The following is a 13,249-nucleotide window of genomic DNA, read 5'->3' as shown; positions in this document are numbered from 1 at the left end:
GATGAGGCTCGTCTTCACCGGCCGGGTGATCGAGTGGCGCGGCCCTTCGCCGTACTACTTCGTCCCCGTACCGGACGAGGAGTCGGCCGACATCCGTGAGGTCGCCGCCCTGGCCTCGTACGGCTGGGGCGTGATCCCGGTCGAGGCCAGGATCGGTGACGTGGTCTTCACCACATCGCTCTTCCCCAAGGACGGCGGCTATCTGCTGCCGCTCAAGAACGCCGTGCGCACACCGCGGGGTCTCGCGGCGGACGACGAGGTGACCGTGGCGATGACCGTCCGGCTCGGCACCGCCTGAACGAGGATGGTGGCATGTCCCGCACCGAGCGCGTCGCCGCGCACACCGACATCGCCACGTCCCTCGCGCTGCTCTCCGACCACGAACTCGCCGAACTGGTCGACGCGGGTTCTCCGTTGGGGACCGGTATCGGCGGGCGCACGGTGCTGATCGAGGTGGACGGCCGGAAGGTGTTCGTGAAGCGGATGCCGCTCACGGACGTGGAGCGGCGGCCGGAGAACGTGCGGTCGACGGCCAACGTGTTCGGGATGCCCGCCTATTGCCACTACGGCCTCGGAAGTCCGGGTTTCGGTGTCTGGCGCGAGCTGGCCGTGCACACGATGACCACGAACTGGGTACTGGCGGACCGGTTCCCGGGCTTTCCGCTGCTGCACCACTGGCGGGTGCTGCCCGACACGCCCCAGCCCCTGCACGAGGAACTGGCCGATGTGGAAAGGGTCGTGGCCTACTGGGGCGGTGCCCGACAGGTGCGTGAGCACATCGAGGCGCGGCGCACGGCGAGCGCGAGCCTGACCCTGTTCGTCGAACACTTCCCGCACACGCTCCACGACTGGTTCGACGAGCAGCTGCGCACCGGCGATCCGGACACCGCCTGCACTCTCGTGGAGCAGCAGCTCAGGACCACCACCGACTTCCTCCACGAGCGACAACTGCTGCATTTCGACGCCCACTTCGAGAACATCCTCACCGACGGCCGACAGCTCTGTCTCGCCGACTACGGCCTGGCCGTCTCGTCCCGCTTCCGACTCGCCCCCGAGGAGCGCAAGTTCTTCGACCGGCACCGGCACTACGACCGCTTCTACGCCACCGCCCGGCTGGTGAACTGGCTCGTCGTCGCCCTGTACGGGTACGACCTCCCCGAGCGCGAGGCCTTCGTGCGCGCCTGCGCCGACGGCGAGCGGCCCGCCGGGGTCCCCGACGCCGCCGCCTCGATCATCACCCGGCACGCACCGCTCACCGCCGTGCTGGCGGACTTCAACCGCCGTGTGCAGAACGAGAGTCGGCTCACTCCGTACCCGGTCGACGAACTGAACCGCGCCTACAACAACTCCACGCTCTCCGCGTAGTGACAGGCGACCGGGTTCCCCCCGCCCCGGTCCACCAGCGCCGGTATCTCCTCGACGCACGACGTCCGTTCGCTGTCGGTGAGTTGGTCGGCGAACTTGGGGCAGCGGGTGCGGAAGCGGCAGCCGCTGGGCGGACGGACCGGGCTCGGGACGTCGCCCTGGATGGTGATGCGGGTGCGGGCGCGTTCCTTGCGCGGGTCGGGCAGCGGGATGGCCGAGACGAGGGCCTGGGTGTACGGGTGCGCCGGATGCGTGAACAGCTGCCGCGCCGGGGCGATCTCGACCAGCCGCCCGAGGTACATGACGGCCACCCGCCCCGCCACGTGCCGCATCACCGACAGGTCGTGGGCGACGAAGAGGAAGGACAGGTTCAGTTCGCTCTGGAGGTCCATCAGCAGGTTGAGCACGCCCGCCTGGATCGACACGTCGAGCGCCGACACCGGCTCGTCGAGGATGATCACCTTCGGGTGCAGGGCCAACGCCCGCGCGATGCCGATGCGTTGGCGCTGCCCGCCGGAGAACTCGTGGGCGAAGCGGTTCCCGTGCTCGGGGTTGAGCCCGACGAGACGCAGGAGTTCGCTCACCTCGCGGCCCGCCCCGGCTCCGTACCGGCCGTGGATGCGCAGGGGTTCGGCGACGATCTCGTGGACGGTCATCCGCGGGTCGAGGGAGGCGTACGGATCCTGGAAGACGATCTGCAACTCCCGTCGCAGCGGCCGCATCTGACGTCGGCTCAGCCCGGTGAGCTCGTGCTCGCTGTAGCGCACCTGACCCGACGTGGCCTGCTCCAGGCCGAGGACGGTACGGGAGATCGTGGTCTTGCCCGAGCCCGACTCCCCCACCAGCCCCAGGGTCTCGTTCTCGTAGAGGTCGAAGGAGACGCCGCACACGGCGTGCACGTCGCCGACGCGGCGGCGGATGACGCCCTTGGACATCACCGGGAAGTGCTTGACCAAGTCCCTCACCTGGAGGACCGGTTCACCGGTTCCGCCGTGGCCGGGCAGCGGCGGCAGCGGGTCGGCGGCCCGCACGGGCGCGGTCATACGGCGTCCTCCTCGGGGTTCGTGACGGGGGCCGCGTCGGCGAACCGGGCCAAAGCCTCGGTGTCCGCGCCGACCGCGTCGAAGACCTGTCCGGCGCCGGTGTCGACGAGTTCGTCGGCGAAGTGACAGGCACTGAGGTGCAGGTCTCCCCCGGCCCTGCGCAGCGCGGGTTCGTCGGTGTCGCACACGTCGCGGCGCATGGGGCAGCGGGGCGAGAAGGGGCAGCCCGGTGGCAGGTTGAGCAGGCTGGGCGGTGAGCCGGTGATGGGGGTGAGCCGTGCCTCCTCGCGGTCCATGCGGGGCAGGGAGCCGAGCAGGCCCAGGGTGTAGGGCATGCGCGGGGTGTAGAAGATGTCCTCGACGGAGCCGGTCTCCACGATCCGTCCGGCGTACATGACCGCGACCCGGTCGGTGTGGCCGGCGACCACCCCGAGGTCGTGGGTGATGAGGACGAGCGCCGCGCCGGTCTCGGCGCGGGCGGTCTCCAGGGCCTCGAGGATCTGCGCCTGCACGGTGACGTCGAGGGCGGTGGTCGGCTCGTCGGCGATGATGACGTCCGGGTCGTTGGCCATCGCGATGGCGATGACGACGCGCTGGCGCATGCCGCCCGACATCTCGTGCGGGTAGTTGTCGACGCGCCGTTCCGGGCTGGGGATGCCGACCGTGCCGAGCAGTTCGATCGCCCGGCTGCGGGCGTCCTTGTGTTTCATCTCGGGGTTGTGGCGGAGCAGGGTCTCGGCGATCTGATAGCCCACGTTGTAGACGGGGTTGAGGGAGGTCATCGGGTCCTGGAAGATCATCGCGATGCCGCTGCCGCGCAGGTCGGACAGGCGCGCGTCGGACAGGCCGAGCAGCTCGGTGCCCTCGAAGCGGACCGAGCCGCGCACCCTGGCACCGGACGGCAGCAGCCCCATCACGGCGAGCGCGGTCACCGACTTCCCGGACCCCGACTCCCCTACGATGCCCAGCGATTCGCCCCGGTCGAGCCGGTAGCCGACGCCGCGGACGGCCCGTACCAGACCGTCCTCGGTGGCGAACTCCACGCTGAGGTCCTCGACTTCGAGCACGGCGGACGTCACGGGGACCTCCCGCACTCCATGACTCGTGGTCGTCACTGTCGCACCCTTTGCTGCCGGGGGTCGAAGGCGTCGCGCAGTCCGTCGCCGATGAAGTTGATGGTCAGCGCGATGGCGATGATGAACGCGCCGGGGATGTAGAAGAGCCAGGGCCGGGTGTCGACCGCCGTCTGCGCCTGGGAGACCAGCAACCCCAGGGATGTGTCCGGGGGTTGGACGCCGAAGCCGAGGAAGGACAGCGCGGTCTCGGTGAGGATGCCGGTCGCCACCAGGATCGTCGCGTTCACGATGATCGGGCCCAGCGCGTTCGGCAGCAGATGCCGGAAGATGATCCGGGTGTCCGAGGCGCCGAGCGCGCGTGCCGCCTCGATGAACTCCTTCTCGCGCAGCGACAGGACGGCCGAGCGCACCACACGGGCCACGTACGCCCAGGTGAGTCCGGCGATCACGATGGCGATCCAGTACCAGGAGCCACCGGTACGCGAGGAGATGACCAGTGCGATCGCGAACAGCGGCAGCGTCAGCACCAGGTCCGCGATGCGCATCATGACCGCGTCGACGATGCCCCGGTAGAAGCCCGCGACGGCTCCCCAGACCGCGCCGAGCAGCGTGGAGCCGAGCGCGATCATGATGGCGATTTTCAGCGAGGTCTGGGTGCCGCGCATGACCTGTGCGTAGCCGTCGTAGCCCGAGGAGTCGGTGCCGAACGGGTGCTTGAGGGAAGGGGGCTTGGAGTTGTCCTCGGTGTACTTCTGGTACGAGTAGTGCCACAGGTGCGGGCCGATGAACGCCCACAGGATGATCAGCACGAACACGACCAGGCTGACCATCGCGGCCCGGTGGCGCACGAAGCGGCGCAGCACCAGCTGGGTCTGGGTGCGCTGCCGTACGGTGAACTCGTTGTCCCCGCGCGGTAGTTGAGTGCCCGCGGACCCCGGTGCCTCGATGTCAGTCATAGCGGATCCTCGGGTCGAGAACGGCGTAGAGCAGATCGGCGATGAGGTTGAACCCGATGACGACGACGGCGGAGAGCAGCAGCCAGGCCATGGTGCGGTAGACGTCGAGCGTGGTCGCCGCCTGGACCAGCATCTCGCCCATGCCGTGCCACTGGAAGATCGTCTCCGTGATCACCGCGCCGCCCAGGATGATCGCGATGTCGAGCGCGGTCACGGTGGCGAGCGGGATGAGGGCGGTGCGCAGCGCGTGCCGGGTCATCACCCTGCCTCGCCGCAGCCCCTTGGCGCGGGCGAGCCGTACGTAGTCGCTGTTGAGGACCTCCAGCATGGAGGCGCGGGTGTAGCGGGTCCAGGACGCGAAGGAGACCAGCGCGAGGGTGATGGTGGGCAGGATCAGATGGCCCACGTGATCGGTGAACTGGTTCCAGGTGGTGTCGACTTCGAGGTACGGCGACTTCTCGCCGATGGTGCCGAGGAACTGGCTGCCGGTCTTCTGGTTGAACCAGATCCCGGCCTGCTTGAGCAGCACCGCGAACCAGAACACCGGCATCGCGAGGAACAGGAAGCCGAAGAAGGTGATGGTGTAGTCGGCGGCCGAGTACTGGCGGATCGCGCTGAACACCCCGAACACCACGGCCAGGATGAGCGCGAGGATCATCGCTGCGGCGACCAGGGTGATGGTCACCTTGAAGCGGGTGAACAGGTCGTGCCCGATGTTCAGGTTGGCCTGCACGGACGGGCCGAAGTCGCCGTGCAGGACGCCGGTGATCCAGTTCCAATAGCGTTCCATCACCGGCTGGTTGGCGTGAATGTGGCGGGCGAAGGCGGCCACCGCCGCCTTGCTGGGCGCGGGTTGGCGCGAGGTGGCGAAGTTCGCCACCGGGTCACCGGAGTTGATGACCACGAGGAACACGACGAACGTCGAGATGATCAGGACGGGTATGGAGACGAGGATGCGACGCACGGTGTAGGCGAGCATGCGGTCTTCTCTCGGGGGCCGGCGGGTCGTGGATGCCGTCCGGGCCGGACCCGGCCCCGCTGTCCGCGGGGCCGGGCGCGACGGGCGTGCCGGTGGAGCTGTCGGTCGTAGGACTACTTCTTCAGGCCCCACGTGCCGGTGTTGTAGGCCGGTCCGACGTTGGTGGAGTTGTTCCGCATGTTGACGAACCTGGTCTGTGTCGCGAAGAACGTCGGCTTCTGGTAGAGCGGCAGGACGTAGGCGTCGTTCACCATGAGCTGGTCGGCCTGGTTGAGGAGCGCGGCGGACTTGGTGGCGTCCGTCTCGCCCACGGCCTGGGAGATCAGGGCGTCGGCCTTCTTGTTGCTGTAGCCGCCGTAGTTGCCGCCACCGCCGGTGAACCAGTTCTGCTGGGCGCCGCTGCTCGGGAACGGTGCGGCGACCCAGGCGAAGACGATGATGTCGTACTGGTGCCCGGCGAGGACCGTGCCGAGGTCGGCGGCGCCGATCGGCTTGATGGTGATCTTGATGCCGAGGCTCGCCAGGTTGCTCTGCAGGATCTGGCACTCGCTCTGCCGGATCTGGTTCCCGGTGGTGTAGCGGCAGTTGAAGGGACCGACGGCCTTGCCGTCCGGGGTCTTCAACGCGGTGCCCACGCCGGTGAACTTGGCGGCCGTGAGATACGCCTTCGCCTTGGTCAGGTCACCCGATCCCTGACCGGTGCCGGAGACCACGTCCTTGTAACCGGCCTGCCCGGGAACGAAGTTGTGGTTGCCGAGCGGCTTCACGGCCGGGTCGAACTGGCCGACCGTCTTGGCGATGATGTCCTTGGTGTTGATCGCCGTGAACATCGCCTGCCGCAGCGCCAGGTACTTGCCGATCACCGGGTCGTGCAGGTTGAGGTCGAAGTGCTCCCAGGTCAGCCCGTTGCCGATGGTGTACGTGATGCCGGGGATGTCCTTGACCTGGTTCACCAGGTCCACCTCGGGCTGCGGGTAGATCGCCTGGACCTCGTTGTTCTTCAGGGCTGTCGGCTCCTGCGTGGCGTCCGAGATCACCTTGAAGATCAGCCGCTGCAGGGTGGCCTTTTTCGCGCCGGTCCACTTGGGGTCGGGCACGTAGGTGGCGTGGTCGTTGTCGACCCACTGCTGCATCTTGTAGGCGCCCGCCGTGGGGTACTTGGTGGGCGGCGTCTTCAGGAAGTACTGCCAGGCCGTGGCCATCTGCGCGGCCGTCATGGCGGTGGCGTCACCGGCCTTGGCGCCGGAGATCTTCTCGGCGGTGTGCGCCGGGTACAGCGGATAGCCCGCGCCGAACAGGGACTTCCAGTCCGAGTACGGCTGCGACATCACCATGGTGAAGGTCTTGCCGTTGTCGGAGGGCGTGAGGGACTTGATGCGGTCGTAGCCCGCGGTGCTCTGCGGCAGACAGCCGTGGGTCTGCGTGGAGTCGCTGGCGGGCGGCGGCGGGCAGTCCTTGCCGTTGTTGGTGCGCCAGTAGTACGTGAAGTCGTCGGCGGTGATGGGCGTGCCGTCGTTCCACGTCGCCTTGGGGTTGATCTTGTAGACGATGGTCTGCGGGCTGGTGCCGGTCTGGGTGGCCGAGGTCACCAGGTCGGTGTTGAGGACGACCGTGAAGTCCGGCTGGGGGACGAACACCTGCGGCAGGACGACCTCCAGGGCCTCCCCGTTCTCGAAGGTGTTGCCGTTGACGTCCTGGACGTTCCACTGCTGGATGTTCTTCTCCAGCACGTAGGTGAACGTTCCGCCGGACTTGGTGCCGGCCGTGTTGCAGGTGTTGGCCTTGCCCACGGTGTTGCAGGACGTGAGTCCGGCCGAGCTGCTCTTGCCGGAGCCGCCGCCCCCGCCGCCGCTGCTGCAGGCGGTGAGCACCAGGGCGAGCCCGGCGGCGAGGGTGAGGGCCCGGGTGAGGGCCGAGGATGGCGCGCGCATGTTCCTCTCCTTCGACCGGCTGAAGGTCCGGTCCCGTCAAGGCGGCCGGCGGCCGCGAGAGAACTGAGCTGCGCAAAGACGTTAGAGCTCGGATGTACCTTCTTCACGTTCTTGTTCATACCGGGAAGGCGACAATTCACCCTCGCTTTGTTATCGGAATGACCCACGCCCCGCAAAATCGCCAGGTGGTGTCCCCGGAAGAGCAAAGTCCCGTCCAACATCGTTGATCAGACCACACATTGACGAGTCGTCAGCCAACGGGAACGCCCGCCTCCAGATACAGCGCGGCGCCGCGTTCCCGGGCCCTGAGCGCCCAGCGCAGCCGCTCGTAGCGGACCGGCGGCAGCAGATCCGCGGCCTCTTCCTCGGAGGCGAAGCACCAGCCGCGCAACTCCGGTCCGGGCAGCAGCAGTTGACCGGCCACGTCGGCGTCGAGCCGGCCGCCGTCGAAGAGGAGGCGCAGTCCGCCGTAGCCGGGCGGCACGGGTGGTTCCCAGTCGACGACGAGCAGCCGGGGCACGTCGTCGAGGACGAGGCCGGTCTCCTCGGTGACCTCACGCATGCCGGCCCTGGCGGGCGCCTCGCCGGACTCGACGACGCCGCCGGGGAACTCCCAGCCGGCCTTGTAGGTGGGGTCGACGAGCAGCACGCGGTCCTGTTCGTCGAAGAGGAGCACACCGGCCGCGAGGGTCTCGGAGGTGGGCTCCGGGGTCTGCACGATGTCGCACACGGGCACGGTGCCGCTGCCGACGGCACCGGCGATGCGGGCGGCCGTCTCGTACGGGGTGAGCGCGCTGGTGTCGACGAAATGGGCGTCGGCGGTGAGCCAGGAGTCGAGTGCGGCGCGGTAGGTCTCGATGTGGTCGTAGGCCCACTGCCGGGTCCTGATCTCGCCGTCGGGGAGGTCCGGTGGGATCTCCCGGCCGGATATTCGCTCGCGCAGGATCGTTTCCGCCGGAGCGAGGAGGACATGCCGGACCGCGACCCGGCGGGCCGCGAGACCGCCGAAGATCTCGTCCCGGTACTCCTGGCGCAGCAGGGTCATCGGGACGACGAGGGTCCCGCCCAGCTCGGCGAGCATCGCCGCCGCCGTGTCGATCACGAGCCGCCGCCACATCGGCAGGTCCTGGAAGTCGCCGACCTCTGCGAGGTGTTTGGGCGGGAGCAGCTGAGGCAGTGCTCCGCCGATGACCTCGGGGTCGAAGAGCGTGCTGTTCGGGATCAGGTCCACCAGTTCCCGTGCGGTGGTCGTCTTCCCCGCACCGAACGCGCCGTTGATCCAGACGACGGTCACAGTTCCCCCTCTTCTGTTGGCCCCCTGAGGCTTGCCCGTTCCACCCTGCCACGGAAACCAGCCGCAGTTGAGGGCGTGCATACGACGGCGCCGGTGCCCCCTCCGACGAGGCACCGGCGCCGAGCTCTTGCGGGTGGTATCAGGTGTTCTGTCCCAGGAGACCCTCGTCGGCGGCGAAGCTGCCGTCGCTGACGAGGTGATCCATGGCACCCACGGTGTCCTTGACGTTCAGGTCGCCGAGCACGTCGTGGTCGTGGGAGTGCGACGGGGTGATCGCGGCGACGACGAAACCGGTGGCGAGGGAGGCGATGGCCAGCATGCTGCGCTTCTTCATGCCCCGTTCAACTGACGAACCGCGCAGGGGTCACGCCCGAACCGGCCGCCGGGTGGAACCCGTCCCGTGCCGGGCCCGCCGTACGAGGTCCACGGCGGCCTCGGGCCACTGCGGATGGTCGAAGGTGAACCCCTCCGCGAGCAGCCGTCCGGGGACGACCCGGCGGCTCTTCAGGAGGAGTTCGGTGTCGGAGCGCAGGGCGAAGGCGCCCAGTTCCGCCATCCACTTCGTGGCGGGCAGACCGAAGGGGATGCCCCGGGCGGCCCGGAGGACGCGCATGAAGGCGCGCTGCGGGAGCGGGCCGGGGGCGGCGAGGTTCACCGGTCCTGCGATGTCGTCCCGGTCGACGAGGAACTCGACGGCGCGCACGAAGTCCTGGTCGTGGATCCAGGAGACGTACTGGGCGCCGCCCGCGACCGGCCCGCCGAGGCCGAGCCGGGCCAGTCCCAGCAGGACGTCGAAGACGCCGCCGCGGTCGGGGCTCATCACCATGGCGGCACGCAGGGCGACCTTGCGGGTGCCCGGGGTGTCGGCGCGTGCCTGCGCGCGCTCCCAGGCCTTGGCGATCTCGACGCTGTAGGACCAGTAGTCGGGTACGCCGGGTTCGTCGCCGCCGATCACGCCGGTGGCCTCGTCGTTGGGGGCGTCGTGGCGGTGGGCGTACACGGTGGCGGTGCTCATCTGCAGCCACACGCGCGGCGGGTGCGCGGCGGCGGCGATGGCCTCGCCCACGACGCGGGTGGAGCGCACGCGCGAGTCCATCATGGCCCTGAGGTTGGCGGGGGTGTAGCGGCAGCTGACGCTGCGGCCCGCCAGGTTGATCACGGCTTCGCTGCCGTCGATCTCCCTGGCCCAGGAGCCCAGGGTCTCGCCGTCCCACCACACCTCGCGGTCGCGCGTCGGCCGCCGGGTCAGGACGACGACCTCGTGACCGGCCTCGGTCAGGGCGCGGTCCAAAACCGAGCCCACCTGTCCCGTGCCACCGGGAATGACGATCTTCACCGGGCTCCCCCTTCTGTCAGGAGGAGCCTAGCGCAGAAACTTGAACGTGTTCAAAACCAATCGCGTCACCCCTTGGTGGAGCCCAGCGTCAGCCCCGCGATGAAGTGCCGCTGCAGCAGCAGGAAGACGAGGATCGTCGGGAGGGCGACCAGGACCGAGCCCGCCGCGAGGAGGTTGTAGTCCGTGAAGAACTGCCCGCGCAGATTGTTCAACGATGAGGTGATCGGCAGTTTGTCCGGGTTGGAGATGAAGATCAGGGCCCACAGGAAGTCGTTGTAGACCCAGGTGAACTCCAGCGTCGCGAGCGCGGCCAGGGCCGGACGGCAGAGCGGGAGCGTGATGCGCCAGAACTGGGTCCACACACCGGCGCCGTCCACGATCGCCGCCTCCAGGATCTCCTGGGGCAGCGTGCGCATGAAGTTGGACAGCACGAAGACGCAGAACCCCATCTGGAACCCGATGTTGACGATGATCACGGCCCACAGGGAGTCGTACATCGTCAGCGAGTCGGACATCCACCACGGCAGCGGGATCTTGTTGAACAGCACGTACAGCGGGGTGACGATGACCTGTTGGGGCAGCAGGTTGCCCGCCGTGAAGAACATCAGCACGACGATGCCGCCGCGCAGCTTCAGCCGGGACACCGCGAACGCCACGAACGAGGAGAGGAACAGCGTGACGATGACGGCGGGGATCGCGATCGTCAGGGTGTTGGTGAAGTACTTCCCCATGTCGGACTGGGTGTAGGCCTGGCGGTAGTACGTGAGGGAGATGTGCTTCGGCCAGGAGAAGTAGCCGTGCTGCGCCGTCTCGTCGTAGGGACGCAGCGAGGCGTAGACGGCGAGCAGGAGCGGTGCGATGAACGCGAGCGAGACCGCCGACAGGAAGATGTGCACGCCCCAACGGCCGCGCCGGGGGCGGGACTTGGGGGTGGCGGCCGGTGCCGTGACCGGGCGGACGGGTGCGGTGCGGATGTCTGCGGTCATCAGTCGCGCGCACCTCGCAGCTCTTGGACGAGGAACGTCACGATGGACCCCAGGGAGACGACGAGCAGGACGACCGCGATGGCGGAGCCGAAGCCGATGCGGCTGGCCTCGCCGATGATGTTGTCGGTGATCAGCACGGACAGCAGTTCCAGGCCGTTGCGGCCCTTGTTGACGGCGTAGACGATGTCGAAGGCCCGGAGCGCCTCGATGACCGTGATCACGCCGACGATGACGTTGACCGGGCGCATGGTCGGGAACACCACGCGGAAGAACGTCTGCCGTTCGTTCGCGCCGTCGATCGACGCCGCCTCCTTGAGCTGCGGGTCGACGGACTTGAGGCCGGCCAGGTACAGGATCATCACGTAGCCGACGTGCCGCCAGCTCGCCGCGATCATCATCATCCAGATGTTGATGTGGGCGTTGCCGAGCCAGTCGACCGGATCCTGGTGGTTGTTGAGGATCGTGTTGACGACCCCCTGGTCGGTGCCCAGGATCAGCTGCGAGATGAAGCCGACGATGGCCAGCGAGAGCACCACCGGCATGTACAGGACCGACTGGTAGAAGCGGCTGAAGCGGACGCCCCGGTCGATGACGACGGCCAGCAGCAGGCCGAACGGGGTCGCGATCAGGCCGAGGAAGAGCAGCCACATGATGTTGTGGCGGACCGCGGGCCAGAACGGCGGGTAGTTGGTCGCGAGGTTCTTGTAGTTGTCCAGGCCGACCCAGTGGATGTCGCCGATGCCGTCCCAGGCCGTGAAGGACAGCCCGATGGAGGCCAGTGTCGGGCCCCAGATGATGACGACGTCGAGCAGGACGGGTATGCCGAGCAGCACGCCGAGGACGACGACGTCACGGCGGGTGAACCGCCTCAGTCGCCGTCCTCCGGCGCGCCGTGGAGAGGTGAGCGCCACGGAACGTATCTCCCAGGGAACGGAACGGTCTCGCGGTGATCAGCCGACGGGCTGCGAGAAGATGGTCTTCTTCTGCCGCTCGATGCTGTTGCAGAGCCCGTCGACGTCCTTCGGGTTGCTGATGAAGTCCTGGATGGACTGGATCATCACCGTCGAGGCGAAGTCGGGGCGGGTGTCGCGGTCCATGAACTGCGAGATCTGCTTGGCACCCGAGACCAGTGCGGCCGACTTCTTCTGCAGGGCGCTGTACTTGGCGGTGTCCGCGCCCGAGTTGACGGCCACGTTGTTCGGGTCGAGGGCGAGGTAGTCGTTCTCCGCCTCGGGGGTGCCGAGCCACTTGAGCAGGGCCTTGGCGCCGGTGACGTTCTTCGACTTCTTGGCGATCAGGAAGCCGTCGATGGGCGCCTCCACGGCGTCCTGGCCGTACTGCGCGTCGATCTCGGGGAAGGCGAAGAAGTCGATGTCGTCGCGCTGGTCCGCCGGGAACTGGCTGCCGGGGTGCGGCATCCCGAAGACGGCCATCGCGGTCTCGCGCTTCTGGAGACCCTGCCCGGCCTCCTCCCAGGTCCGGCCGAGGGCGCCCTTCTGGTAGTACGGCATCAGCTCGCGCCAGGTGTCGAAGACGTTCTTGACCTTGGTGTCGGTCCAGGACTTCTCGCCGGCCATCAGGGCCTTGTGGAAGTCGTAACCGTTCAGGCGCATGTTGATGTAGTCGAACGTGCCCATGGCGGGCCAGCCGTCCTTGTCGCAGAAGGCGACCGGTGTGCCGTCCTTGCTCATCCGCTTGGCGAGCGCGATGAACTGGTCCCAGGTCGTGGGCTGTTCATAGCCCTTCTGCTGGAAGAGGCTCTTCCGGTGGAACACGGCCCAGGGATAGTAGTAGTACGGGACGAAGTACTGCTTGCCGGCGTGCGTGGACTGCGCCTTGAGGGCGTCCGAGAACCCGTTGAAGGAATTCCAGACATCGGTGATCTCGCTGAGCAGCCCCTTCTCCGCGAAGTACTGCATGCGGTATCCCGCGAACCACATGAAGACGTCGTCCGGAGAACCCTGCAGATAGCGGTTGATGTTCTCCTGGAAGTCGTTGTGGTCCTTGGTGTTGACCTTCACCTTCTTGCCGGACTTCTTCTCGTACGCGGCAAAAGCCGCGGCAAAGGCTTTCTTCGGTACGGGGTCGGAAGCGTTCGAGCCGACGGAGACCTCGTTCTTGTCCCCACCGGGCCCGGAGCCGCACGCCGACAGCAGGGCCGGCAGCGTGACCGCGCCGACCCCCAGAGCCGCACCACGCAGGAGTTTCCGTCTGGACATCCGATGTCCTGGCACGCCTGCTGGCAGGACGAGCCCATCGAACGATGACTGTGCCATGTCCCCC

At 67.9% G+C, this 13,249-nt stretch carries 13 protein-coding genes; 2 read left to right on the top strand and 11 right to left on the bottom strand.

Annotated features, from left to right (window positions below; all coding sequences use genetic code 11):
- The first annotated feature begins 1 nt into the window (after nt 1).
- Nucleotides 2-298: a DUF1905 domain-containing protein gene (locus tag OHT77_RS38990; RefSeq protein WP_328833055.1), complete on the top strand. Its 297-nt coding sequence runs from the start codon at nt 2-4 to the stop codon at nt 296-298.
- A 14-nt stretch (nt 299-312) separates the two neighbouring features.
- The gene (locus tag OHT77_RS38985; RefSeq protein WP_328833054.1) at nt 313-1,365 is read left to right on the top strand and encodes a protein kinase family protein; all 1,053 of its coding nucleotides are present in this window, start codon (nt 313-315) and stop codon (nt 1,363-1,365) included.
- On the opposite strand, the gene OHT77_RS38980 is transcribed toward OHT77_RS38985, so the two are convergent.
- From OHT77_RS38980 to OHT77_RS38930, 11 genes are all read right to left on the bottom strand, one after another.
- Complete coding sequence (locus tag OHT77_RS38980) at nt 1,338-2,408, bottom strand: ABC transporter ATP-binding protein (protein ID WP_328833053.1); 1,071 nt, start codon at nt 2,406-2,408, stop codon at nt 1,338-1,340. The genes OHT77_RS38985 and OHT77_RS38980 overlap by 28 nt on opposite strands.
- Nucleotides 2,405-3,502 (bottom strand): ABC transporter ATP-binding protein, encoded by a 1,098-nt coding sequence (locus OHT77_RS38975; protein WP_390918729.1) that lies wholly within the window; start codon nt 3,500-3,502, stop codon nt 2,405-2,407. Before OHT77_RS38975 ends, OHT77_RS38980 begins: the two co-directional genes overlap by 4 nt.
- A gap of 17 nt (nt 3,503-3,519) precedes the next feature.
- Nucleotides 3,520-4,440: an ABC transporter permease gene (locus tag OHT77_RS38970; RefSeq protein WP_328833050.1), complete on the bottom strand. Its 921-nt coding sequence runs from the start codon at nt 4,438-4,440 to the stop codon at nt 3,520-3,522.
- On the bottom strand, nt 4,433-5,419 hold the full coding sequence (locus OHT77_RS38965) for an ABC transporter permease (RefSeq protein ID WP_266774494.1): 987 nt from the start codon (nt 5,417-5,419) through the stop codon (nt 4,433-4,435). The genes OHT77_RS38970 and OHT77_RS38965 overlap by 8 nt, the downstream gene beginning before the upstream one ends.
- A 113-nt stretch (nt 5,420-5,532) precedes the next feature.
- Nucleotides 5,533-7,350 carry an ABC transporter family substrate-binding protein gene (locus OHT77_RS38960; protein ID WP_328833049.1) on the bottom strand — a complete coding sequence of 606 codons (1,818 nt, stop codon included), beginning with the start codon at nt 7,348-7,350 and terminating at the stop codon, nt 5,533-5,535.
- Between the two features lie 250 nt (nt 7,351-7,600).
- Nucleotides 7,601-8,644, bottom strand: coding sequence for an NUDIX hydrolase (locus OHT77_RS38955; protein ID WP_328833048.1), 1,044 nt, complete (start codon nt 8,642-8,644; stop codon nt 7,601-7,603).
- Nucleotides 8,645-8,783: 139 nt separating this feature from the next.
- Nucleotides 8,784-8,978: a hypothetical protein gene (locus OHT77_RS38950; RefSeq protein WP_328833047.1), complete on the bottom strand. Its 195-nt coding sequence runs from the start codon at nt 8,976-8,978 to the stop codon at nt 8,784-8,786.
- Nucleotides 8,979-9,008: 30 nt separating this feature from the next.
- Nucleotides 9,009-9,980 (bottom strand): TIGR01777 family oxidoreductase, encoded by a 972-nt coding sequence (locus tag OHT77_RS38945; RefSeq protein ID WP_328833046.1) that lies wholly within the window; start codon nt 9,978-9,980, stop codon nt 9,009-9,011.
- A 65-nt stretch (nt 9,981-10,045) separates the two neighbouring features.
- Entirely contained in the window at nt 10,046-10,966 is a 921-nt protein-coding gene (locus OHT77_RS38940) for a carbohydrate ABC transporter permease (protein WP_328833045.1), read from the bottom strand.
- A complete protein-coding gene (locus OHT77_RS38935) occupies nt 10,966-11,877 on the bottom strand; it encodes a carbohydrate ABC transporter permease (RefSeq protein ID WP_328833044.1) in 912 nt (303 codons plus the stop codon). Before OHT77_RS38935 ends, OHT77_RS38940 begins: the two co-directional genes overlap by 1 nt.
- 39 nt (nt 11,878-11,916) lie before the next feature.
- On the bottom strand, nt 11,917-13,185 hold the full coding sequence (locus OHT77_RS38930; protein WP_328833043.1) for an ABC transporter substrate-binding protein: 1,269 nt from the start codon (nt 13,183-13,185) through the stop codon (nt 11,917-11,919).
- Between the last annotated feature and the right edge of the window lie 64 nt (nt 13,186-13,249).

This window comes from Streptomyces sp. NBC_00252, from assembly GCF_036187565.1.
Taxonomy (GTDB): Bacteria; Actinomycetota; Actinomycetes; order Streptomycetales; family Streptomycetaceae; genus Streptomyces.
This window is presented reverse-complemented; position numbering and strand designations above follow the sequence as displayed.

What these genes read in the sequence shown, in the direction of transcription:
- OHT77_RS38990 (WP_328833055.1), top strand. Translation starts at nt 2, where the DNA reads ATGAGGCTCGTCTTCACCGGCCGGGTGATCGAGTGGCGCGGCCCTTCG.
- OHT77_RS38985 (WP_328833054.1), top strand. Translation starts at nt 313, where the DNA reads ATGTCCCGCACCGAGCGCGTCGCCGCGCACACCGACATCGCCACGTCC.
- OHT77_RS38980 (WP_328833053.1), bottom strand. Translation starts at nt 2,408, where the DNA reads ATGACCGCGCCCGTGCGGGCCGCCGACCCGCTGCCGCCGCTGCCCGGC.
- OHT77_RS38970 (WP_328833050.1), bottom strand. Translation starts at nt 4,440, where the DNA reads ATGACTGACATCGAGGCACCGGGGTCCGCGGGCACTCAACTACCGCGC.
- OHT77_RS38965 (WP_266774494.1), bottom strand. Translation starts at nt 5,419, where the DNA reads ATGCTCGCCTACACCGTGCGTCGCATCCTCGTCTCCATACCCGTCCTG.
- OHT77_RS38960 (WP_328833049.1), bottom strand. Translation starts at nt 7,350, where the DNA reads ATGCGCGCGCCATCCTCGGCCCTCACCCGGGCCCTCACCCTCGCCGCC.
- OHT77_RS38950 (WP_328833047.1), bottom strand. Translation starts at nt 8,978, where the DNA reads ATGAAGAAGCGCAGCATGCTGGCCATCGCCTCCCTCGCCACCGGTTTC.
- OHT77_RS38940 (WP_328833045.1), bottom strand. Translation starts at nt 10,966, where the DNA reads ATGACCGCAGACATCCGCACCGCACCCGTCCGCCCGGTCACGGCACCG.
- OHT77_RS38930 (WP_328833043.1), bottom strand. Translation starts at nt 13,185, where the DNA reads ATGTCCAGACGGAAACTCCTGCGTGGTGCGGCTCTGGGGGTCGGCGCG.